We start from the raw sequence: 20705 nt of genomic DNA on the forward strand, positions 1-20705 counted from the left end.
GATGCGGCCAAGTCGATGCACGCGGAATGTGACGCACGCCATACTCGGTGAAGCGTTTCAATTCCTCGATCTCAGGAGTCCGCGTGCGCCGACACATCGCCGGGCTGGTCACGGCCACCCTCGCCGTCGTCCTCTCCCCTGCACTGCCCCCACTCGCCGCCAGTGCCGTCCCAACGACCGAAGACGTGGCGACGGGCGCCGTCCCCGTCGTCAGCGAGCTGCGGACGAACGCGCTCGTCGATCCGCTCGGCATCGCGACCACCGCCCCCACGCTGGGGTGGCAGCTCGACTCCGAGCGCCGCGGCGTGACCCAGAAGGCGTACCAGATCCGGGTCGCGTCCTCGGAGCGACGGCTCACCTCGCCCGACGTGTGGGACAGCCGGAAGGTGAAGTCCCGGCAGTCGGTCGACATCCGGTACGCCGGGCCCGCGCTGAAGCCGCGCACGGACTACGTGTGGTCGGTGCGGGTCTGGGACGACGAGGGCGTCGCCTCGGCGTGGAGCGAGCCGGCGACGTTCGCCACCGGCCTCGGTGAGCAGGCGTGGACCGCGGACTGGATCGGCGCGGAGACTGCTGAGCTGGGCGCGGAGTGGACCGACTACACGATCGAGTTCACCGCCTCCGACATCGGCGGAGCTCTCGGCGTCTACTTCCGCGGCGAGGACACCGAGAACGCCTACATGTGGCAGTTCAGCGAGTCCGACGACGCGCTTCGTCCGCACGTGAAGCGCAACGGCGGCTACTCCGTGCTCGCCGCGAAGCCGGTGCCGAGCGGCTTCGACTTCGCCGCGGAGCACGACTACGCGATCACCGTCGCCGACGACACCATCACGACCACGATCGACGGCCAGCAGCTCGACCGGCGTACCGACGCCACCTTCGCCGGGCCCGGGGTCATGGGGTTCCGCACCAACGGCGCCGAGCACGGACTGGTCCACGACGTGACCGTGACGAGCGCCGGTGGCACCGCCCTCGTGGACACCGACTTCCCGGCCGGCGACCGCACCTTCACCGCCGGCACCGTCACCGCCGACGGGCTCAAGGTCGACAGCGCCGGCGGCGAGGCGTGGCTGCGCGGCGACGACGCGGTGCCGCTGCTGCGCAAGGAGGTCGATCTGGGATCGAAGAAGGTCTCCCGCGCCCGGGTCTACGCCTCGGCGCGCGGCGTCTACGAGCTGCGCCTCAACGGCAAGCGGGTCGGCGACGCCGAGCTGGCGCCCGGCTGGACGGCGTACGACAAGCGCATCGACTACCAGACCTATGACGTGACCGAGCTGGTCCGCTCGGGATCGAACGTGTTCGGGGCCGAGGTCGCGCCCGGCTGGTACTCCGGCAAGGTCGCGATGTTCGGCACCGACGTCTACGGCACCGCCAACTCCGTGATCGCCGAGCTCGTCGTCGACTACTCCGACGGAACCAGCGAGGTCGTGCGCACCGACGACAGCTGGCGCACGACCGGCGGGCCCACCCGCGAGGCCGACCTCCTCGACGGCGAGTGGTACGACGCCGCTCGCGCGGCCGAGGTCGACGGCTGGGACGAGGCCGGCTACGACGACCGGGACTGGTCCGCCGTCGCCGTCAGGGACGAGTCGACCGACGTGCTCGAGCCCCAGACAGCCGTCGACGTACGCGTCACCGAGGAGCTCGAGACCGCGAAGCGGATCGACTCACCGACCGACGGCGTCTACCTCTACGACCTCGGCCAGAACATGGTCGGCCACGTCCGCCTCACCGTGCAGGGCGAGAAGGGCCAGACGGTCACGATCCGCCACGGCGAGGTGCTCAACCCGGACGGCACCCTCTACACCGCCAACCTCCGCAGCGCGAAGGCCACCGACACCTACACCATCGGGTCGGACGAGCCGGAGACGTACGAGCCGTCCTTCACCTTCCACGGGTTCCGCTACGTCGAGATCTCCGGGCTGGAGAAGGCGCCCGATGCCGACGACATCGTGGGTGTCGTGGTGGGCACCGACGGCGACCTGACCAGCACCCTGGACACGAGCTCGCCGCTGGTCGACCAGCTGCAGAGCAACATCGTGTGGGGGATGCGCGGCAACTTCCTCTCCATCCCGACCGACACCCCGGCCCGCGACGAGCGGATGGGCTGGACCGGCGACATCAACGTCTTCTCCAGGACGGCGGTCTACAACATGGACTCCGAGTCGTTCCTGACCAAGTGGCTGCAGGACCTGCGCGACACCCAGCGACCCAACGGATCGCTGCCCGGCGTCGCCCCGGTCGTCCCGGGCCGCTTCGACGGCGGGTACGAGTCGGCCGGCTGGATGGACGCGGGCGTGCACGTGCCGTGGACGCTGTGGCAGGCCTACGGCGACACCGGCGTCATCACGGAGAACTACGACATGATGAAGCGCTACGTCGACTTCCTCGACGCCGACTCGACCGGGCACATCCGCTCCGCCGGGGGCTATCTGGACTGGCTCAACCTCGACGACCCGACGCCCGCGGACGTCTTGGACACGGCCTTCGTCGCGAAGAGCACCCGGGAGTTCGCGCAGATGGCGAAGGCCATCGGCAAGGACGCCGACGCCGCGGCCTACCAGGCCCGCTTCGAGGCGATCCGGGCGGCGTACCAGCAGGCGTTCATCGCCGCCGACGGCTCCGTCAAGGGCGACAGCCAGACCGCGTACATCCTCACCCTGACCAACGACCTCGAGCCCGAGGACCGTCGCGACGCGGTCTACGACCAGTTCGTGCAGACGCTCGAACGGCGTGACTACCACCTCTCGACCGGGTTCCTGGGTGTCGACGGGCTGCTGCCCGCGCTGACCAAGGCCGGGCGCACGGACATCGCCTACCGGCTCCTGCAGCACGAGGACTACCCCTCGTGGGGCTACGAGATCGGTAAGGGCGCCACCACGATCTGGGAGCGCTGGAACTCGATCAACCCGGACGGCACCTTCAACGACGTGGGCATGAACTCCTTCAACCACTACGCCTACGGCGCCGTCGGCGAGTGGATGTATCGCACCATGGCCGGCGTCTCGGCCGCCGAGCCCGGCTATCGGAAGGTGAGGATCGCGCCCGAGCCCGGAGACGGTGTCGACCACGTCGACTACAGCCTGCAGACCCCGTACGGCACGGTGAAGAGCGCCTGGGCGACCGACGACGGGCCGATGACCCTCGCGGTGACCGTCCCGGCGAACACGACCGCCGAGGTGCGGATCCCGGCCGCCAACCGCTGGGCGGTCACCGAGGGTGGCTCACCGATCGAGGACTCGGCGGACGTCGATTTCGTCCGCGAGGACGAGGGCGTGGTCGTTCTCGAGGTCGGATCCGGCGACTACGACTTCGCGGTCGCTCCCGTGCTCGGGGACCTCGGTGCCGCTCGGGCGGGCGCGGCCGCGACGGCCGCGCAGGTCTCCGCCCTGGACCTCGACGGCCCCGCGGGTCGTGCCGCCGAGCGCGACCTGCTGAAGCGGACCGCGCTGCTGCGCGGCGAGATCACCGGAGCGTGGGACCTCGCCGCTCGTGGCACCGAGGAGGAGCGGGTCGCCGAGGCGGTCCATCGTGCTCTCGCCGCGGCCGCGAACCTGGACCGCGCCGTCCAGATGTACGCCGAGAACGGCATGCTCAGCGACGCGACCGCGGCAGCTCTGCGCGATCGGCTGACGGCGATCGAGAAGAGCCTCTCGCGGGCCTCGGCCCGGCTGGTCGGCGCCGTCGCCGTCCTGAAGGTCCCCGGCGAGGAGGTCCTGCCCGGCGATGTCGTCCAGGTCTCGGTGCGGGTCGACAACTCCGGCAGGCAGTCGCTGAAGGAGGTGACCTCGTCGCTCGAGGTGCCGGACGGATGGACCGCGGAGCCGGTCGGTGCGCCCGCCGGCACCGTGCCCGCCGGCGGCCAGGTCGAGCACGCCTACGAGGTCACGGTGCCGGAGGACGCCACCGTGGGTCCCGCGGAGCTGAGCGGCGAGCTGTCCTACAGCCGCTCGGGCGGCACCGCCAGGCTTCCGGTGGGAGGCACCCTGATCGTCGGGCCCGGCGTGCAGATCACCACGACGTCCAGCGCCCCGGCGTCGGTCGACGGCGGAGGGACCGCGACGATCACCGCCACGCTGCACAACCGCAGCGACGTCACCCAGCGCGGCGAGCTGTCGCTGACCGGTCCCGCCGGCTGGTCGGCGGAGCCGGTGGGCTACCAGATCCCGGCCGGCCAGGACGCCGACGTCGACATCGCGGTCGTGGTGCCGCAGACGGTCGTCGGTGGCCCGGTGTCCCTGACGGTCGCGACCGGAGCCACCCCGGCGGAGCAGGCGGCGGCGACCGTGACCGTCGGACTCGCGACGCCACCGTCGGAGTCGACCGATCATGTCGACCTCGGTGAGGCGACGTCGGAGACGGCGCACGGGCTGACCGCCTCCGAGCGGTCGGGGACCAACCAGGAGGCCGGCCTGACCCGCCGCTACACGCACTCCTCCTACCCCGGCGGCTGGTTCGAGTTCGACGCCGCGGTGCCGACGGATGGAGCATTCGTGGTCCGCATCGTGGAGACGTTCGACGGCGCACGACGCAAGACCTACGACGTCGAGCTCGACGGTCAGGTCGCGCACAGCGTCGATCTGACCCGCACCGGCGGCGGGCAGGGCACGATGACCCACCAGTTCCTGGTGGAGCCCTCGGCGCAGACCGCGGACGGCTCGGTGCGGCTCCGGTTCCGGGACACCGGCGCCGACTACGACCCGTCGGTCGCCGACGTGTGGGTGGTGCCGGTGGGGTGATCACCACCCGAGCGCAACGACGCGCAGCTGGTGAGGTGGCGGACAGTTCTGGACCCATTGATCGCGGCACTCCCGACACAACAGATAGGTGTGGGTGCACCGGTCATCGGGACAGAGCACGGTCACGGCGTACGCCGCCACCTCGCCACAAGGCTCCGCGTCGCTGTCCGGGCTGCCGCAGCTGCACTCGCAGGCAGGCCGCTCGCCGAGCTCCTCCTCGAGCCGCTCGATCTCCTCGTCGATGGTCGTGCTGATGGTCATGACATCTCCTCCGCCTGGATCGGATGTCGTCCTCACCACCACCTAAACAGAGACCACCGACAGTTCTGCCTCGTGGATCGTGGTCTCGAACCCGTGCTCGGGCCGCGAGCCGCCGACCGGGCTCAGCCGCACGACGATCCCGGTCGCCACGTCCAGCGCGATGTCGTACGCCTCGGGGTAGTCCGTGCCCGCCGGCGGCTCCCACCCCGGGGCACCGTCTCCGTACTCGAACCAGTCGGTGACCCGGGACCACAGCAGCGGACAACAACCGCACCGCGGCTCGTACCCGTCCTCGGGCACGGCCCTCGCCCACCAGGTCTCCCGCCCCGCCCGCGGCTCCGACCGCAGGTCGCTCAGCACGACGTCGGCGGAGAGCTCCTCGGGATCCAGCATCGAGACGAACAGGTAGTTGTTCCACATCGGGTCGTCGATGTCGTGGGTGTGGGCCCGCGGCCGGCTCTCCACGAGACCGTCGGCGCGCAGGACCGGCGCCGGATCGAACACCGGAGCGTCGCCCCTGATCACGCGATCCCCGGCGGCATCGCGCACGCGGAGCCAGCCAGGTCTGCGCAACCAGCATTCGACGTCGCCCTCGTCCCGCGTCCGCCAGGTGAGGTGCAGAGCGGAGAAGCGCCATGGCGAGGACCGGGCCAGCGCCCGGAAGGTGTCGGCGGTCAGCGGGATCTCAGCTGCCATCGGACCCGCCCTCGTCCAGCCAGCGGCCGTTGCGCATCAGGTGGCGTCCCTCGAGCTCGTTCTCCTCGCGCCAGGCCTGGACCTTGGCCGGCCGGATGCGGATCAGGCTGTCGGCCCAGCTGCTCGGGTCCCCGCCCTGCTTGGCCGCATAGATGTCGAGCACCTCCCTGGGCGTACGCTCCATCGGCTCGACCTCGGCGCGACCGTCGACGATCACGACGTCGCGCAGCTCACCGAGTGCGAGGCGTACGACCGGGGAGGCGGACAGGTTGCGCTGGGTGCGCGCACCGCCCATGCTCGCGATCCAGATCTCGCCCGCCCACCACACGAACGAGATCGGCACCAGCCACGGCTGGTCGTCGTGCGCGGAGGCGATCCACAGGTCGACGTCGTTCTCCAGACGGGCGCGGGTGTCAGCGAGTCTCTGGGCGAGGGAGCGAGGGGCAGCCATGGCCCGCACCCTAGTCGCCGACCGAGCCGGCGACGTACTGCTTTCCGGAGGCGGTTCGGGAGAAGATGGGCGGGTGGAGACCTGGGAGTTCGAGGCCGAGCTGTGGCCGTGGAAGGACGAGACCGACGCCCGGATCTTCGTGGAAAACCATGCGCGCCTCCAGGGGCGGACATGGTTGGCTCGGCCACGATGAACGCCGCGATGCACGATGACGAGCTGATGATCGACGAGGACCTGGTTCGGTCCCTGCTGAGGCGCGACGTCGCCGCGTACGCAGAGCTTCCTCTCCGCCCGCTGGACTCGACCGGGTCGACCAACCGGCTCTTCCGGCTGGGCCAGGAGTGGCTCGTACGTCTCCCCCGCCAGCCGAACGGGTCCGCCGAGATCACGCAGGAGGCACGCTGGCTTCCCGAGCTCGCGGCCAACCTCTCGGTGGCGGCGCCCGAGGTGCTGACAGTCGGCGAGCCGGGCTTCGGCTATCCCGAGCGCTGGAGCGTGGTGCGCTGGCTCGACGGCGAGAAGCCGCGCCCCGGAGCCGGGGACGTGACCCCCGCCGACCTGGTCGAGGTCGTGACCGGGCTAGGCCGGACCGCGGTGCCTCCGGAGGCGCTCGACGACCCCGAGCTGCGGTGGTACCGCGGCACGTCGATCGCCGGCTTCGACGCCGACTTCCAGTCCTGGCTGCAGCAGTGCCGTGAGCTCACCGACCTCGATCTGGACCTGGACGCGGTCGCAGGCGTGTGGAAGGAGGCGATGGCGCTGCCGGTGGTCGAGCCCGAGCCGCGCTGGCTCCACGGTGACCTGCTCGCCGAGAACCTCCTCGCCCGCGACGGCCGTCTCACCGCCGTGCTCGACTTCGGCGCCCTCTCCGTCGGCGACCCGACCGTCGACCTGGTCTGTGCCTGGGAGCTCCTGGACGGCCGCGGCCGCGAGGAGTTCCGCAGCGCCCTCGGCATCGACGACGACACCTGGCTGCGCACTCGCGCGTGGGCGCTGTTCATCGCGGTGATGACGTTTCCGTACTACCGCAAGACGATGCCCGTACGCTGCGCCGACCGGCTGGTGATGGCGCGGGCTGCCCTGGCGGGCTGAGAGGGGTCGGCGCTAGCCGAGGCCTTTGAGCCGGGAGCGAAGGACGAGCCGGGCCGCGGGTCCGAGATCCTCGATGACCTCGACGAGCGTGCCGAGCTGCTCGAGGGAGGCGAAGGCCGACTCCGCGCCGGGGCGGTCGACACCGTCGTACATGAGGAGGCCGATGAACGCCGAGCTGATCGCGCGCGACAGACCCGGTGCGTCCACCACGCCCTCGACGGGGCTCCCCTGCAGAGCACGCGCGACCGCGGCCTCGATCTCCTCGTTCCACCGGCCCATCGCGTAGCGCCCTGTCTCGGCCAGCGTCGTGTCCCGCTGCGCGCCGGCCAGGAGCTGAGCCATCACCGTGATGTTGCCCGCGGCTCGCTCCCGCTCGTGAAGCCCCCGCCCGAGCGCCAGCAGCTCGCTCAGCGAGGTCACCTCCGCGAGCTCGTCCCGGTAGGACGCCGCCGCCTCGTCCGTCGCCGCCCGGCACGCCTGGTCGACGAGATCCATGACGGTTCCGAAGTGGTAGAAGACCAGCGCCTGGTTGACCCCCGCCCGGTCGGCGACCGCCCGCGCCGAGATGCCGGCGATCCCCTCCTGCTTGAGCAGGTCGGTCACCGCCAGCATCAGCTTGGCCTTGGTGGGGTTCATCTCGCTGGGGGCTCCTCGGCAATCAGTTGGTTGAAGGCGATCAGCACTGCGCCGAGTATGCCCCCACAGGCGAGTCCCGACAGCACGGACATGGCGATGAGGTCCGGCTCCGACGCCCCCTCGTGCAAGAGGCAGGACAAGACGCCACCAACAGCGCAGATCAGGCCTAGCGCAGGAGCCGAGAGCGCCACGATCGGCAGCGGGATCCGTACACGCCGTGTCACTGCCACTCCGAACCAGGACGCCACCGTTCCGGACGCCCCCGCGATGCCCAGCAGCGGCGCGATGTCCTCCAAGTCGGCCTCGGCCGCTCGGCCCAAGATCACGTAGCCCAGCGCAGCGGTCACCGCAAAGCCCACCAGGCCGGGCCACATGCGGTCGATGACCCTCGACGAAGGGAACAGCACCGCGGGTGCGACCAGTGGCGCCTCTACCAGCCCGACGACGGCACCGACGATGCAGCCGTACCAGGCTCCGGCGAGCACCCCGAAGACCGGGATCGCTGCGCTCCCCACACATCCTCCGACGATGACTCCGAGCACCACCCCGAAGGACCACCAACGGCAGAACGCCCAGACGACGGACCACACCCGATCTGCCACGACGCCTCCTCGAACCCACTTGAGCAATTGCTCAAACTCACGGTAGCGCACCTCTTGAGCGATCGCTCAAATACACCGTATGGTCACACCCATGAAGATCGTCATCCCCGGCGGGACCGGCCAGGTCGGAGGCATCCTGCGGCGTGCCTGGAGCACGCGCGGACACGAGGTCGTGGTGCTCTCCCGCCACCCTGAAGAGCTGGAGGAAGGCGTACGCCATCGCCACTGGGACGGCACGACGCTCGGTCCGTGGGCCGAGGAGATCGACGGCGCGGATGTGGTGGTGAACCTCGCGGGCCGGTCGGTCAGCTGCCGCTACACCGAGGCCAACCTGAAGCAGATGATGGACTCGCGCGTCGAGTCGACCAGGGTCGTCGGCGAGGCGATCGCGACGGCCTCGGCTCCTCCACGCACGTGGCTGCAGATGAGCACCGCGACGATCTACGCCCACCGCTTCGACGCTCCCAACGACGAGGCGACCGGCATCATCGGCGGCAGCGAGCCGGACACCCCCGCCTACTGGGAGTTCTCCACGAGGATCGCCAAGCGCTGGGAGGCCGAGCAGGCGGCAGCGGCGACACCGCACACCCGCAGGGTGGCACTCCGCTCGGCGATGGTGATGAGCCCGGGCAAGGGCGGTGTCCTCGACGTACTCCTGACCATGGCGCGCCTCGGCCTCGGTGGCCCCGTCGCCGGCGGCGACCAGTTCGTCTCCTGGATCCACGAGGCCGACTTCGTACGCGCCTGCGACCTGCTCATCGAGCGCGCCGACATCGCCGGACCGGTGAATCTGGCCGCACCGGCGCCGCTGCCCCAGCGCGACCTGATGCGTACGCTGCGCACGGAGGCCGGCATGCCGGTCGGGCTGCCCGCCACCCGCTGGATGGCGGAGATCGGGGCCTGGGTGCTGCGTACGGACACCGAGCTGCTCCTCAAGAGCCGTCGCGTCGTCCCGGGACGGCTGCTGGAGTCCGGCTTCGAGTTCGAGTACGCCGGGTGGTCCTCCGCCGCTCGCGATCTCGTCACCCGGGCGCGGCGCCGGGGAGGGCCCGCAAACCGGTCGCATCAGCCCACCGGATCGGCCACGATGAAGAGGTGACCCGCGCGACCTGGCAGCCCCGACCCGACGACGCCGAGACCCTGAGACGGTTCTTCGGCAAGGACGGGCGACTGCTGACGATCCCCTCGAAGCACGTCAAGAAGCTGGTCGTGCTCAACCAGCTCGCGCAGTCCTTCGAGCTCGGGAAGGTCTACCCCGAACGTGAGGTCAACGAGATCCTGGGGCGGTTCCACGAGGACGTCGCCGCGCTGCGCCGCTACCTCTTCGAGGAGGGGTTCATGATGCGCGAGGGCGGCTACTACTGGCGCGACGGCGGGAGCGTCGACGTCTGAGCGACGGCGGCGCTGACCGGTCGGGCATGATTCGCCCATGACGATGCCGGAGCAGTCGGGCCAGCCAGTGCCCGGACAGCCGCCCGTGGGGTGGATCGACCTGACCATCCAGGGCAGCCACATGACCTCGAACCTGATCGTGCCGACGGTGCTGCTCAACGGCCACCAGATGCCGACGCAGTACGGCCGGACCGTCTTCCCGGTGCCACCGGGGCGCTGGAACGTCGACATGTACACCCAGTGGACCTGGCGGTTCGGCAAGGCCTCGCTGAGCTTCGACGTCGCCGAGGGCCATACCGTCCCGGTCTTCTACGCCTCGCCGCTGACCGGATTCAGCAAGGGCGCGATCGGGCACGAGAAGCAGCGCAAGCCGGGAGTCCTCGGCTTCGTCCTCTTGATGGCCGTCGTGGTGCTCGTCATCGTCGGCATCGTGGCCCTGGGCGTGGCGTCGGGCTAGCTCCGCCCGCAGGGACGCGGGCCCGGACTGTCGGTGCTCACCGATACCGTCAGCCTTGTGACCACCACCGAATCACGCGGCCGAAGCGAAGCCCGGCGCCACCGAGAGGGCTACGCGGTCCTCGACGTCGAGACGACCGGGCTCGACCCCTACCGCGACCGCGTGATCCAGGTAGCGATCCGCCAGATCGCCGTCGACGGCACCCCCGAGTCGGAGTGGGAGACGCTGGTCAATCCCGGTGCCGGCGTCGACCCGGGGCCGGTCGAGGTCCACGGCCTGACCAGCGCCGACCTCGCCGGCGCGCCGCCCTTCCGAGAGGTCGCCGCCACGATCGCCCAGCGGCTCGCCGGCCGGGTCTTCGTGGCCCACAACGCCCCGTTCGACTGGACGTTCGTGGCCGTGGAGTCCGACCGTGCCGGCGTACGCCTCGATGTGCTGGAGTGGCTGTGCACGATGCGGTTCGCGAAGGCGCTCGCGCTGGAGGTGCCGGACAAGTCGCTGGCCACCATCGCGGCCTACTACGCGGTCGAGCAGCTGAAGGCCCACGACGCGGGCGACGACACCCGGGTGGCCGCGGAGATCCTGCTGCGCGAGCTGGCCGACGCCGACCGGGTCGGTCTCACCTTGCCGCTGGTGGAGTGCAACACCTCGCGTCACCGGCTGAAGCGGACCGTGCGCCGCTGGTTCAGCGGCGTCCGGCGCCCCCTTCGTTGAGAGATCGTCCCACCATCCGGGACACTTCCCGCAGAATTGCAACCGGAGGGCCCGGTTCGGACATCACTATGTCGTCAAGCCCGCGTTACGTGAAGTAACAGCACCTTGAGGGCACCTGGTCCGAAGCGAGGCGATGAAGATGGTCATGCGGGGATTGATCGCCGGGGCGCTCGCCGCCCTCCTGGCAACGACGTTCGCGGCCTGCGCCGTGGAGCCGGCCGCCGCGCCTGCGCCCGAAGCGACCGCGTCACCGGCCGCGGGCTCCTCCACCAGCCCCTCGGCATCGCCGAGCGCCACGCCGACGCCGACACCCAGCGCGAAGCCGAAGCCCGAGCCGAAGCCGTCCCCGACCTCGGGCCCGCGGCTCTTCGGCAAGGGTGACAGCGGTGACGACGTACGCGACCTGCAGGCGCGCCTGAAGCAGATCGGCTGGTTCGACGCGGGTGTGACCGGGTTCTACGGCAACGTCACCACCGAGGCCGTCTCCGGTTTCCAGGCCAAGCGCGGCATCGCGGTCACCGGCTTCGTGGACCAGACCACGCTCGACCGGCTCCGTGCGATGACCCGCGAGCCGACCGAGGCCGAGCTGACCGACGCCCCGCCCCCGGTCGCGGCGGGCAAGCTCGACCCGCGCTGCCTGAGCGGCCGGGTGCTGTGCATCGACAAGTCCACCTCGGTGCTGCGCTGGGTCATCGGCGGCGCCGTGCAGATGAGCGTCGAGGTGCGGTTCGGCTCGCAGGAGCTGCCCACCCGCGAGGGCCAGTTCTCGGTCTTCGCCAAGAGCCGCGACCACGTCTCCTCGATCTACAAGACCCCGATGCCGTTCGCGATGTTCTTCTCCGGCGGCCAGGCGGTGCACTACTCCCCCGACTTCGCCGCCAACGGCTACAACGGCGCCTCCCACGGCTGTGTGAACGTGCGCGACTACGGCGCCATCACCTCGCTCTACGACCAGGTCGGCATCGGCGACAGGGTCGTCGTCTACTGGTCCTGAGGCTCCTCCGCAGCCTGCTCCGTCGACCGCGGCGCCCGCCGCCCGTTGAGGAGCAGGTTCAGCGCGATCGCGGTGATCGCACCGGCGGAGATGCCCGAGTGGAAGATCGTCTGGAACCAGTCGGGGAAGCGGGCGTAGAGGTCGAGGACGACGTTGGTGCCGTCGGCCGTGTAGGAGATCTTCGCCTCGGTGAGCATCGCGACCCCGAGGGAGATCGCGACCACGAGGATGTTCGCGTTGTCGAGCCGCGCCTTCGACAGGGTGCGGATGCCGGTGGCCGCGACCATGCCGAACAGCGCGATCCCGGCGCCGCCGAGCACCGGCTGAGGTACGCCCTCGACGACCGCGGCGAGCTTCGGCACCAGGCCCAGGCCGACGAGGATCACTCCGGCACAGGTGGCGACGTGACGAGAGCGCACGCCGGTCATCGCGACGAGGCCGACGTTCTGCGCGAAGGCGGTGTAGGGGAAGGTGTTCATGATGCCGCCCAGGAGCGTGCCGGCGCCGTCGGCCCGGAGCCCGTCGGCGAGGCCACGCGGGGTCACCGGCCGGTCCACGATCTCGCCGACCGCGATCATGTCCCCGGTGGTCTCGGTCATCACCACGATGGCGACGATGATCATCGCGATCACCGCGGAGATCTCGAAGGTGGGCATCCCGAACTGGAACGGCGTGACCACCCCGACCCAGTCGGCCGAGGCGACGCCGGACCAGTCGGTCATCCCGAGCGGGATGGCGACCAGGGTGCCGAGGAACAGCGCGCACAGCACCGAGATCCGTCGGATCGCCGGCGGCGCGAACCGCTCCAGCAGCACCACGATCAGCAGCGTCCCGAACGCCATCGCGACCGCCCTGGGCGCGCCGAAGTCGGGCCCGAGCGCGGTGCCACCGCCGAACCAGCCGGCCGCGACCCGCATCAGCGAGACCCCGATGATGAGGATGATCGTGCCGGTGACCAGCGGCGGGAAGAACCGGATCAGGCGCCCGAAGAACGGTGCGGCCAGGATCATGAAGACGCCGGAGGCGATCACCGAGCCGTAGATCGCGGTGATCCCGTGCGCGGTCCCGATCGAGATCATCGGCCCCACCGCGGCGAAGGTCACGCCCTGCATCAACGGCAGGCGTACGCCGAAGGGGCCCACCCCGACGGCCTGCAGGATCGTCGCGATGCCGGCGACGAGGAGGTCGGCCATGATCAGGTGGACGATGTCGCCCCGCTCGAGCTGGCCGGCACCGACCATCGCACCACCGACGATCAGCGGCACGGCCACCGCACCGGCGTACATCGCCAGCACGTGCTGGAGGCCGAGCGGCACCAGCTACGCCAGCGGCGGTACGTCATCGACCGGATGCGTTCCCTTCCTGCCGGTCCGGAACGTGTCGATGAGGGACATGCCGCCTCCTTGGGGCTGCCGGCGCCGGCACCGGCTCGTGGGGGAACCATCAGGATGGCTGTCATCGGTTTCGGGGCTCCGTCGCGTGGATTGCACGTCTGTTTCAAGGCTGCAACGGATGTTTCAGACCCGGCCGGCCCGGGCTGTCCGGACTGCGGCGGCGATTCCGGGCAGATCCGCCGACGGCCTACCCTTGAGCCATGAAGGCGCTGCTCCTGGAGAACATCCATCCCGTCGCTGTCGAGAACCTCGAGAAGGCCGGATTCGAGGTCGAGCTGCGCAGCAAGTCCCTCTCCGAGGACGAGCTGGTCGAGGCCCTGCCGGGCGTGACGCTGCTCGGGATCCGGTCCAACACCCACATCACGCCGCGCGCCCTGGACGCCGCGACGGACCTCAAGGCGATCGGCTGCTTCTGCATCGGCACCAACCAGGTCGACCTGGCCGGCGCCGCCGAGCGCGGGGTGGCCGTCTTCAACGCCCCCTACTCCAACACCCGCTCGGTCGTCGAGCTGGTCATCGGCTACATCATCTCCCTGGCGCGACGGCTGCCGGAGAAGACCGAGAAGATGCACGCCGGCGTCTGGGACAAGTCCGCGAAGGGCTCCCACGAGGTCCGCGGCCGCACGCTCGGGATCATCGGCTACGGCAACATCGGCACCCAGCTGTCCAACGTCGCCGAGGCGCTGGGCTTCTACGTCATCTTCTACGACATCGCCGACCGGCTGGCCCACGGCAACGCGCGCCGGATGAAGTCCCTCGACGCGCTCCTGGCCGAGGCCGACGTGGTCTCCATCCACATCGACGGCCGCCCGGGCAACCTGGGCATGTTCGGCGAGGAGCAGTTCGCGAAGATGAAGCCGCGCTCGCTGTTCATCAACGCCGCGCGGGGCTTCCTGGTCGACAACGACGCGCTGCGCAAGCACATCGAGTCCGGCCACATCGCCGGTGCCGCGCTCGACGTCTTCCCGATCGAGCCCAAGGCCCAGGGCGACGCCTTCGAGAGCCCGCTGCAGGGTCTCGACAACGTCATCCTGACCCCGCACGTCGGCGGTTCGACGCAGGAGGCCCAGGAGGAGATCGGCTGGTTCGTCTCCGGCAAGCTGCGCGACTTCATCCGCGCCGGCTCGACCGCGCTGAGCGTCAACCTGCCGGCCGTCCAGCCGCCGCCGCTGGCCGAGGGCTCGCGGCTCGCGCTGCTGCACGACAGCGTCCCCGGCGTGCTCGCCGAGCTCAACAACCTGCTCGCCGCCGAGGGCGTCAACGTGACCGGTCAATACCTGGCCACCAGCGGCGAGACCGGCTTCGTGGTCACCGACGTGACCAGCGTGCCGCCCACGACCCTGGAGAAGATCGCGGGCAACCCGCACACCAGGTGGGTGCGCGCCTACCACGTGTGACGCTAGCGTTCTGGCCCATGGAGCTGCCCCGACATTGGCCGCTGCCCGACGCCACCGAGCTTCTCGGTGACGTTCTGGCAGCGTACGACGAGCCGACCCGCCGCTATCACGACCGCCGGCACCTCACCGAGGTGCTGGACCGGATCGAGGAGCTGCGGGCGGAGGGAGAGCACTTCGACCCGCTGACCGTCACCCTGGCGGCCTTCTTCCACGACTCCGTCTACGACGGGGAGCGGGACGCCGAGGAACGTTCGGCCACCTGGGCCGAGAACGCGTTGGGCGCCCACCTGGATGCCGACGCGGTCGCCGAGGTCGCCCGCCTGGTGCGGCTGACCGAGACCCACGACCCCGCGCCCGACGACCACAGCGGCCGGGTGCTCTCCGATGCCGACCTGGCGATCCTGGCCGCACCGGCGGAGCGCTATGCGGAGTACGCCGCGACCGTCCGCGAGGAGTACCAGCACCTGTCCGACGAGGAGTTCCGCGTCGGCCGCGCCCAGGTCCTGGAGCGGCTGCTGGAGAAGGAGTCGCTCTTCTCGACACCCTTCGCGAGGATCAGCTGGGAGGCCGCCGCGCGGGCCAACATCTCGGCCGAGCTGGAGACCCTCAGCACATACCTGTCAACCGATCAATAACGATTCGTTCGGAACCCCTCACCGGTGACAGAATCTCTCGGTGAGCTTCCAGACGTACGCCGACCTGTGGCGGATTCCTGACGTTCGCCGCATCCTCGTGCTGGGTCTGTTCCTGCGGATCCCGATGCCGGCGTCCTCTGTCATCGTGACCCTGCACGTCGTCGGCCCCCTGGACCGCTCCTACGCCGAGGCCGGCCTGGTCTCGACGGTGCTCGCGATCGCGATGGCGGTCTCCGCGCCCTGGCTCGGCCGGCTCCTGGACCGCCTCGGCCTGCGGCGTACGCTCCTGCTGCCGCTGGCCGTCCTGCCGATCGCCTGGTCGATCGCGCCCTGGGTCGGCTATCTTCCGCTGCTCGTGCTGGTCGCGATCGCGGGGCTCCTCACCGTCCCGTCCTTCTCGATCGTGCGCCAGGTGATGCTCCGCTCCGTCGGCCCCGGGCAGCGCACCGCCGCGCTGAGCGCCGACGCGATCATGACCGAGCTCGGCTTCATGGTCGGCCCGGTCATCGGCGTGCTCGGCGCCAGCTACTTCGGCACGTCCTGGGCGTTGCTGCTGATCCAGTGGCTCGGGATCGCGGCGGCGGTCGTGCTGTGGCTGCTCAACCCGATGATCACCGAGGGCGAGCCGACCGTTCCGGGCGACGCCGTCCCCAGCGACGCCGGCGTCCCGAGGCGCCGCTTCGGGCTCCCCTCGTGGGTGAACCCGGGCGTGATCCTGCTGCTCGCCGGAACCTTCACCGCCTCGCTCATCCTCATCGCCGAGGACCTCGGCACCGTCGCCGCGATGCGCGACTTCGACCGGACGGCCCTGCTCGGGCTCGTGATGGCGATCTGGGCGCTCGGCTCGCTGCTCGGCGCGCTCATCTACGGCGCCCTGAACCGCCACCCCTCGACCGCGGTGATGCTCGTCCTGCTGGGCGCGACGACGGTGCTGACCGCCTTCGCGTGGGGACCGATCTCCTTCGCCGTCCTGCTCCTGCTCAGCGGCTTCTTCTGCGCACCGACCCTGACCGCGGCGCTCGAGGCGATCACCAGCAGCGTCCCCTCGACCGTACGCGGCGAGGTGATGGGCTGGCACGGCTCGGCCATCACCCTCGGCAGCGCCGTCGGCGCCCCCACCGCCGGATTCGCCATCGACCTGATCGGCTGGCAGGGCGGCTTCGTCCTCGGCGGCGGCCTCGGCCTGCTGATCGCGGCAGCCATCTGGCTCACCACCCGACGGATGTCCACCCCAGCCGAGACGACTGAGCGAGGTCGAGCGGCGAGCTTGCTCGTCCGCTCGCGCCGAGCGAGGGAGTAACCGCGCGAAGCGTGGAGGCGTCACTCCCGCCGGGCGAGAAGTCAGCCGCGTCGGCCGAGTAGCCACCGCGGTGACGCCTCGGCCGACGTACGTGACGCTTCGGCCGGCGGGGCGGCTAGCGGGGTTTGCGGCGGCGCAGACCCGCGGCGAGAAGAGCGGAGACCAGGGCTCGGGAGGTGACCTCGACGGCACCCGCGGCGACCATGTCGTCGTAGGCCTCGGCCGGTACGTCGTAGTGATCGCGGTCGAAGCCTCGGGGCGGGATGCCCATCCGGCTCGCGAAGGCGTGCAGCTCCTCGTAGGAGGTGTCGCTGGCGAGGTGGGACCACATCCGGCCGCGGCTGGGTACGTTCGGCGGGTCGATGAGGATCACGGGGCATTCTTACCGGGTCCACCCTGGAGCAGCCTGAACCCACCGCCTTGACCGGTCGGCAAGAATGGTCCGTGATGAACACGACAGTGCTGTTCGAGGCTCGGGCGAGGGTGCTCCATGACCTCGACGCCCGCGGACTCGCCGGTGCGGCAGCCGTCTCGGCCCTCGAGGACGCGATGACCGAGCGCGGCTGGTGGGTGGACCAGTGGCCGGAGGGCAAGGCGTACGTCGCCGGCCTGGTCGCCCAGGACGTGCAGGACCTGCTCTTCGACGGCGAGGCCGCCGCGCGCTGGCCGGTGTGCACCACCTGTCCGCCCGAGTCACCGGTGCACTCGCTCCACATCACCCCCGACCTGGGAGGCCCGGACCCGATCTGGGTCTGCGAGGAGAGCGGCGACGTGGTCGCACCGCTCGGCGACCTCTGAGTCGGCGGCCGGCCCCTCAGGAAGGGCCGAGCTGAAGGTGCAGCGCGTAGCGGTCGGCACGGTAGACCGAGCGGCACACCTCGACGTAGCGGTCCCCCGCGACCGACTTGCGCTGCCTGCGGAGCACGGGGACGCCGACCGAGAGGCCGAGCAGGGTGGCCTCCTCGATGTTGGCCACGTCGGCACGGAAGGTGTCGTCGACCCACGACGGCCGCATCTGGCGGCTGCCCAGCTCGGCGTAGAGGCTGGCCGGCGCGGCCCGCTCGAGCATCCCGGGCACGATCGTCTCGTCGAGGTAGACGTCCTCGATGCAGATCGGCACCCCGTCACCGCGGCGCAGACGGCGCCAGTGGACGACGGCCGCACCCTCCTGGATGCCCAGCGCGCGGGCGATCGTGGGCCCGGCCTTCTCCCGGCCGAGCAGCAGCGTCTCCGAGGACGCCTGCATCCCCCGGCGGGCCATCTCCTCGCTGAAACCGAGCACCGGGCTCGCCGCCCGCGGCGGTCGCGCCACGAAGGTGCCCCGGCCCGGGATCCGGACCAGCAGACCGTCGGCGACGAGCGCGTCGAGCGCCTGCCGCACGGTGGCTCGGGCGACGCTGAACTTCTGGACCAGCTCGCGCTCTGAGGGCGCGGAGGCACCGGGGCTCTCGCCGATGACCAGCTCCCGGACGTACTCCCGGATCTGGACGTGCTTGAGCGACCGCTCTCCCTCGACCGACCGGACCATGAGCTGAGCGTAGGTCTACACCTCGCGTACGTCCCGAGTTTGGTCAAGTTGTGACATTGCAGCGAGATGAGGCAGCTCGGCTGCAACGAAATGACGATGTCCGATCTCAGTAGAACACATGTTCGATCGCGAGGTACGATGAAGGGGTGGACTTCCAGGGAACCCTCTTCGCCCCCACCGACGACGAGACCACCGAGACGACCTACGAGCGGATCCATCTGGACCGTGGCGCCTGGGTGGACATCTCCCGAGCCTGGCTGCCTGATCCCGACGACGTCTTCGCGGCGCTGGTCAGCGACGTCCCGTGGCGCGAGGAGCGCCGGCAGATGTACGACCGCATGGTCGACGTACCCCGGCTCCTGCACACCTACGGCCAGGGCGACCCGCTCCCCCACCCGCGGCTCGCCGAGGCCCGCGGCCGGCTGACCGCCCACTACCTGCCCGAGCTGGGCGAGCCGTTCGTGACCGCGGGCTGCTGCTACTACCGCGACGGCCACGACTCGGTGGCCTGGCACGGCGACAAGATCGGCCGGGGCCGCACCCACGACACGATGGTCGCGATCGTCTCGGTCGGCGACCCCCGCCGGCTCGCGCTGCGCCCCCACGGCGGCGGCAAGGGGATGAGCATCGAGATGGGCCACGGCGACCTCGTCGTCATGGGCGGCTCCTGCCAGCGCACCTGGGAGCACGCCATCCCCAAGGTCTCCTCCGCCGGCCCCCGGATCTCGGTCCAGTTCCGCCCCCGCAACGTCTTCTGAGGCGGGTCCCGGATCAGCCGAAGGGCCGAATGCTGAGCATGCCGGTGCGCCGGTAGTTGGCGACCGCAGCGCTCATCCTGGCGATGAACGTGGCCAGCACCTTGAGCCCGCTCGCGTACTGGCGCCTGCTCGCACGGGCGAGGAAGGCTGCCTCGTACGTCTGTACGGCCCGCAACGAGCGCCCCATCAGCTGGCCCTCGATCTGGTTGAAGTAGCTGGTCACGCGCGGGGTCCGCGCCTGCCACGCCTTCCTCGTGCGGTGCGAGGAGAGATAGGCCCTCTCGGCCCTCAACGAGGAGGTCGCCGACTCGATCGCCGCGATGCTGATCCGGATCGGAGCGGCAGCTTCTGCCGGCGCCGGGGTCGAGGCGACGACGGCACCGATCGGCGCCAGCCCGGCGACCAGCGCCAGTGCAACGATCGACGTACGCAGCCGATAGGGGTGGTGGGGCACGACAAATGTCCTTTCCGAGGAACTCTGGGCTCATCATGGTGGCGCCTCCCACGACCTCCACGAACCCGTACCGCTCCCGTACCCGGACCTGCCGGAGCCCGATATCACCGGTCCTGAGGCGGCCCCCAGATGCGTTCCGTACGCTGGTAGGAAAGGATGGGATCGACAGCCGACGCCTCTGGAGCCGCCTTGACCACCACCGCACCACCCCTCGCCCCGCCATCCGCCGAGGAGATCGCCCGGGCGAAGGAGATCGTCGGGCGGGTCAGCACCGCCTTCAGCAGCCGTGTGGTCGGCCAGGAGCGGCTCAGGACGGCGCTGCTGATCGCGCTCCTCTCGGAGGGTCACGTGCTGCTCGAGAGCGTGCCCGGGCTGGCGAAGACCCTCGCTGCGAGCACCCTGAGCCAGACGGTCAAGGCACAGTTCTCCAGGATCCAGTGCACCCCCGACCTGCTGCCGAGCGACATCATCGGCACCCAGGTCTACGACCAGCGCAACCACGAGTTCGAGACCCAGCTCGGCCCGGTGCACGCCAACTTCGTGCTGCTCGACGAGATCAACCGATCCTCGGCCAAGACCCAGAGCGCGATGCTCGAGGCGATGCAGGAGCGCCAGACGTCGATCGCCGGCCACATCCACCCGCTGCCACGCCCGTTCATGGTGCTCGCCACCCAGAACCCGATCGAGGAGGAGGGCACCTACGTCCTCCCCCATGCCCAGATGGACCGGTTCCTGCTCAAGGAGATCGTCAACTACCCCAGCGAGGGCGAAGAGCTCGTCGTCCTCGAGCGCATCGAGGCCGGCACGCTCGGTCCCGACCACGAGGTGACCCGTCCGGTCGCCGACCCCGACGACGTGATCTGGCTCCAGGAGCTGACCAAGCGGGTCTACGTCGACCCGGCGATCAAGCGCTACATCGTCGCCCTCGTCCAGGCCACCCGCAACGCCCGCCAGCTGCTCGGGCCGGAGACGGGTTCCTACGTCGAGATCGGCGCGTCCCCGCGTGCCTCGATCGCGTTCCTGCAGGCCTCGCGCGCGGCGGCGCTGCTGCTCGGCCGCTCCTACGTCACCCCCGAGGACGTGCGCGAGCTGCGCCACAGCATCCTGCGCCACCGGCTCCACCTCAGCTTCGAGGCGCTGGCCGAGAAGGTCCAGCCCGAGATGCTGGTCGACGCGCTGGTCCGCGCCGTCCCCAGTCCCTGATC

General features: G+C 70.4%; 23 protein-coding genes. 14 read left to right on the forward strand and 9 right to left on the reverse strand.

Going from position 1 to position 20705, the window contains the following annotated elements:
- Nucleotides 1–83 precede the first annotated feature (83 nt).
- Nucleotides 84–4739: a family 78 glycoside hydrolase catalytic domain gene (locus ACZ6WN_RS08460; RefSeq protein WP_465864022.1), complete on the forward strand. Its 4656-nt coding sequence runs from the start codon at nt 84–86 to the stop codon at nt 4737–4739.
- Here the strand turns inward: ACZ6WN_RS08460 and ACZ6WN_RS08465 are convergent, their stop codons facing one another.
- Genes ACZ6WN_RS08465 through ACZ6WN_RS08475 form a run of 3 tightly spaced genes read right to left on the reverse strand, consistent with a single transcriptional unit; the run spans nt 4740 to nt 6147 of the window.
- The gene (locus ACZ6WN_RS08465) at nt 4740–5000 is read right to left on the reverse strand and encodes a hypothetical protein (RefSeq protein WP_465864024.1); all 261 of its coding nucleotides are present in this window, start codon (nt 4998–5000) and stop codon (nt 4740–4742) included.
- Nucleotides 5001–5042: 42 nt separating this feature from the next.
- Nucleotides 5043–5696, reverse strand: coding sequence for a hypothetical protein (locus ACZ6WN_RS08470; protein WP_465864026.1), 654 nt, complete (start codon nt 5694–5696; stop codon nt 5043–5045).
- A complete protein-coding gene (locus ACZ6WN_RS08475; protein WP_465864028.1) occupies nt 5686–6147 on the reverse strand; it encodes a pyridoxamine 5'-phosphate oxidase family protein in 462 nt (153 codons plus the stop codon). Before ACZ6WN_RS08475 ends, ACZ6WN_RS08470 begins: the two co-directional genes overlap by 11 nt.
- Here ACZ6WN_RS08475 and ACZ6WN_RS08480 point away from each other — a divergent pair.
- Nucleotides 6146–6340, forward strand: a complete 195-nt coding sequence (locus tag ACZ6WN_RS08480; RefSeq protein WP_465864029.1) for a hypothetical protein — start codon at nt 6146–6148, stop codon at nt 6338–6340. The two genes, ACZ6WN_RS08475 and ACZ6WN_RS08480, sit on opposite strands and share 2 nt — an antisense overlap.
- Complete coding sequence (locus ACZ6WN_RS08485; protein WP_465864031.1) at nt 6319–7239, forward strand: aminoglycoside phosphotransferase family protein; 921 nt, start codon at nt 6319–6321, stop codon at nt 7237–7239. The genes ACZ6WN_RS08480 and ACZ6WN_RS08485 overlap by 22 nt, the downstream gene beginning before the upstream one ends.
- A gap of 12 nt (nt 7240–7251) precedes the next feature.
- On the opposite strand, the gene ACZ6WN_RS08490 is transcribed toward ACZ6WN_RS08485, so the two are convergent.
- Together ACZ6WN_RS08490 and ACZ6WN_RS08495 are read right to left on the reverse strand one after the other, a co-directional pair.
- The gene (locus ACZ6WN_RS08490; RefSeq protein WP_465864033.1) at nt 7252–7875 is read right to left on the reverse strand and encodes a TetR/AcrR family transcriptional regulator; all 624 of its coding nucleotides are present in this window, start codon (nt 7873–7875) and stop codon (nt 7252–7254) included.
- The gene (locus ACZ6WN_RS08495) at nt 7872–8477 is read right to left on the reverse strand and encodes a hypothetical protein (protein ID WP_465864035.1); all 606 of its coding nucleotides are present in this window, start codon (nt 8475–8477) and stop codon (nt 7872–7874) included. Before ACZ6WN_RS08495 ends, ACZ6WN_RS08490 begins: the two co-directional genes overlap by 4 nt.
- Nucleotides 8478–8568: 91 nt before the next feature.
- Here ACZ6WN_RS08495 and ACZ6WN_RS08500 point away from each other — a divergent pair, with 91 nt between their 5' ends.
- The 5 genes from ACZ6WN_RS08500 (at nt 8569) to ACZ6WN_RS08520 (ending at nt 12034) form a co-directional block, all read left to right on the forward strand.
- A complete protein-coding gene (locus ACZ6WN_RS08500; RefSeq protein WP_465864037.1) occupies nt 8569–9576 on the forward strand; it encodes a TIGR01777 family oxidoreductase in 1008 nt (335 codons plus the stop codon).
- The gene (locus ACZ6WN_RS08505) at nt 9573–9869 is read left to right on the forward strand and encodes a DUF2087 domain-containing protein (RefSeq protein WP_465864039.1); all 297 of its coding nucleotides are present in this window, start codon (nt 9573–9575) and stop codon (nt 9867–9869) included. The genes ACZ6WN_RS08500 and ACZ6WN_RS08505 overlap by 4 nt, the downstream gene beginning before the upstream one ends.
- A 37-nt stretch (nt 9870–9906) precedes the next feature.
- Complete coding sequence (locus ACZ6WN_RS08510; RefSeq protein WP_465864041.1) at nt 9907–10326, forward strand: hypothetical protein; 420 nt, start codon at nt 9907–9909, stop codon at nt 10324–10326.
- 57 nt (nt 10327–10383) lie between these two features.
- Nucleotides 10384–11040 carry an exonuclease domain-containing protein gene (locus tag ACZ6WN_RS08515; RefSeq protein ID WP_465864043.1) on the forward strand — a complete coding sequence of 219 codons (657 nt, stop codon included), beginning with the start codon at nt 10384–10386 and terminating at the stop codon, nt 11038–11040.
- Between the two features lie 145 nt (nt 11041–11185).
- The gene (locus ACZ6WN_RS08520; RefSeq protein ID WP_465864044.1) at nt 11186–12034 is read left to right on the forward strand and encodes a L,D-transpeptidase family protein; all 849 of its coding nucleotides are present in this window, start codon (nt 11186–11188) and stop codon (nt 12032–12034) included.
- Here ACZ6WN_RS08520 and ACZ6WN_RS08525 read toward each other — a convergent pair.
- Nucleotides 12022–13350: a nucleobase:cation symporter-2 family protein gene (locus tag ACZ6WN_RS08525; protein WP_465864046.1), complete on the reverse strand. Its 1329-nt coding sequence runs from the start codon at nt 13348–13350 to the stop codon at nt 12022–12024. The genes ACZ6WN_RS08520 and ACZ6WN_RS08525 overlap by 13 nt on opposite strands.
- 278 nt (nt 13351–13628) lie before the next feature.
- Here ACZ6WN_RS08525 and serA point away from each other — a divergent pair, with 278 nt between their 5' ends.
- From serA to ACZ6WN_RS08540, 3 genes are read left to right on the forward strand one after another with little or no spacing between them, the layout of a single operon-like run.
- Entirely contained in the window at nt 13629–14825 is a 1197-nt protein-coding gene (gene serA, locus ACZ6WN_RS08530) for a phosphoglycerate dehydrogenase (protein ID WP_465864048.1), read from the forward strand.
- A 17-nt stretch (nt 14826–14842) separates the two neighbouring features.
- Nucleotides 14843–15460, forward strand: coding sequence for an HD domain-containing protein (locus ACZ6WN_RS08535; RefSeq protein ID WP_465864049.1), 618 nt, complete (start codon nt 14843–14845; stop codon nt 15458–15460).
- Nucleotides 15461–15500: 40 nt separating this feature from the next.
- Entirely contained in the window at nt 15501–16760 is a 1260-nt protein-coding gene (locus ACZ6WN_RS08540) for an MFS transporter (RefSeq protein WP_465864051.1), read from the forward strand.
- 115 nt (nt 16761–16875) lie between these two features.
- On the opposite strand, the gene ACZ6WN_RS08545 is transcribed toward ACZ6WN_RS08540, so the two are convergent.
- On the reverse strand, nt 16876–17133 hold the full coding sequence (locus ACZ6WN_RS08545; protein ID WP_465864053.1) for a DUF4031 domain-containing protein: 258 nt from the start codon (nt 17131–17133) through the stop codon (nt 16876–16878).
- A 74-nt stretch (nt 17134–17207) separates the two neighbouring features.
- Here ACZ6WN_RS08545 and ACZ6WN_RS08550 point away from each other — a divergent pair, with 74 nt between their 5' ends.
- Nucleotides 17208–17558: a hypothetical protein gene (locus ACZ6WN_RS08550; protein WP_465864054.1), complete on the forward strand. Its 351-nt coding sequence runs from the start codon at nt 17208–17210 to the stop codon at nt 17556–17558.
- Between the two features lie 16 nt (nt 17559–17574).
- Here ACZ6WN_RS08550 and ACZ6WN_RS08555 read toward each other — a convergent pair whose 3' ends face one another.
- Nucleotides 17575–18288 carry a GntR family transcriptional regulator gene (locus tag ACZ6WN_RS08555; RefSeq protein WP_465864056.1) on the reverse strand — a complete coding sequence of 238 codons (714 nt, stop codon included), beginning with the start codon at nt 18286–18288 and terminating at the stop codon, nt 17575–17577.
- 146 nt (nt 18289–18434) lie between these two features.
- Between ACZ6WN_RS08555 and ACZ6WN_RS08560 the strand changes: the two genes are divergently transcribed.
- Nucleotides 18435–19046 (forward strand): alpha-ketoglutarate-dependent dioxygenase AlkB, encoded by a 612-nt coding sequence (locus ACZ6WN_RS08560; RefSeq protein WP_465864058.1) that lies wholly within the window; start codon nt 18435–18437, stop codon nt 19044–19046.
- 13 nt (nt 19047–19059) lie between these two features.
- On the opposite strand, the gene ACZ6WN_RS08565 is transcribed toward ACZ6WN_RS08560, so the two are convergent.
- Nucleotides 19060–19500 carry a hypothetical protein gene (locus ACZ6WN_RS08565; RefSeq protein ID WP_465864059.1) on the reverse strand — a complete coding sequence of 147 codons (441 nt, stop codon included), beginning with the start codon at nt 19498–19500 and terminating at the stop codon, nt 19060–19062.
- Nucleotides 19501–19689: 189 nt separating this feature from the next.
- On the opposite strand from ACZ6WN_RS08565, the gene ACZ6WN_RS08570 reads away from it, so the two are divergent.
- Nucleotides 19690–20703 (forward strand): AAA family ATPase, encoded by a 1014-nt coding sequence (locus ACZ6WN_RS08570; protein WP_465864061.1) that lies wholly within the window; start codon nt 19690–19692, stop codon nt 20701–20703.
- Nucleotides 20704–20705: the final 2 nt, after the last annotated feature.

Source organism: Nocardioides sp. NPDC054178 (assembly GCF_055585005.1).

Excerpts from the sequence above, each read along its gene's own strand:
- ACZ6WN_RS08465 (WP_465864024.1), bottom strand. The coding sequence starts at position 5,000 with ATGACCATCAGCACGACCATCGACGAGGAGATCGAGCGGCTCGAGGAG.
- ACZ6WN_RS08475 (WP_465864028.1), bottom strand. The coding sequence starts at position 6,147 with ATGGCTGCCCCTCGCTCCCTCGCCCAGAGACTCGCTGACACCCGCGCC.
- ACZ6WN_RS08550 (WP_465864054.1), top strand. The coding sequence starts at position 17,208 with ATGAACACGACAGTGCTGTTCGAGGCTCGGGCGAGGGTGCTCCATGAC.
- ACZ6WN_RS08480 (WP_465864029.1), top strand. The coding sequence starts at position 6,146 with ATGGCCCGCACCCTAGTCGCCGACCGAGCCGGCGACGTACTGCTTTCC.
- ACZ6WN_RS08555 (WP_465864056.1), bottom strand. The coding sequence starts at position 18,288 with ATGGTCCGGTCGGTCGAGGGAGAGCGGTCGCTCAAGCACGTCCAGATC.
- serA (WP_465864048.1), top strand. The coding sequence starts at position 13,629 with ATGAAGGCGCTGCTCCTGGAGAACATCCATCCCGTCGCTGTCGAGAAC.
- ACZ6WN_RS08490 (WP_465864033.1), bottom strand. The coding sequence starts at position 7,875 with ATGAACCCCACCAAGGCCAAGCTGATGCTGGCGGTGACCGACCTGCTC.
- ACZ6WN_RS08535 (WP_465864049.1), top strand. The coding sequence starts at position 14,843 with ATGGAGCTGCCCCGACATTGGCCGCTGCCCGACGCCACCGAGCTTCTC.
- ACZ6WN_RS08520 (WP_465864044.1), top strand. The coding sequence starts at position 11,186 with ATGCGGGGATTGATCGCCGGGGCGCTCGCCGCCCTCCTGGCAACGACG.
- ACZ6WN_RS08470 (WP_465864026.1), bottom strand. The coding sequence starts at position 5,696 with ATGGCAGCTGAGATCCCGCTGACCGCCGACACCTTCCGGGCGCTGGCC.
- ACZ6WN_RS08510 (WP_465864041.1), top strand. The coding sequence starts at position 9,907 with ATGACGATGCCGGAGCAGTCGGGCCAGCCAGTGCCCGGACAGCCGCCC.
- ACZ6WN_RS08485 (WP_465864031.1), top strand. The coding sequence starts at position 6,319 with ATGGTTGGCTCGGCCACGATGAACGCCGCGATGCACGATGACGAGCTG.
- ACZ6WN_RS08500 (WP_465864037.1), top strand. The coding sequence starts at position 8,569 with ATGAAGATCGTCATCCCCGGCGGGACCGGCCAGGTCGGAGGCATCCTG.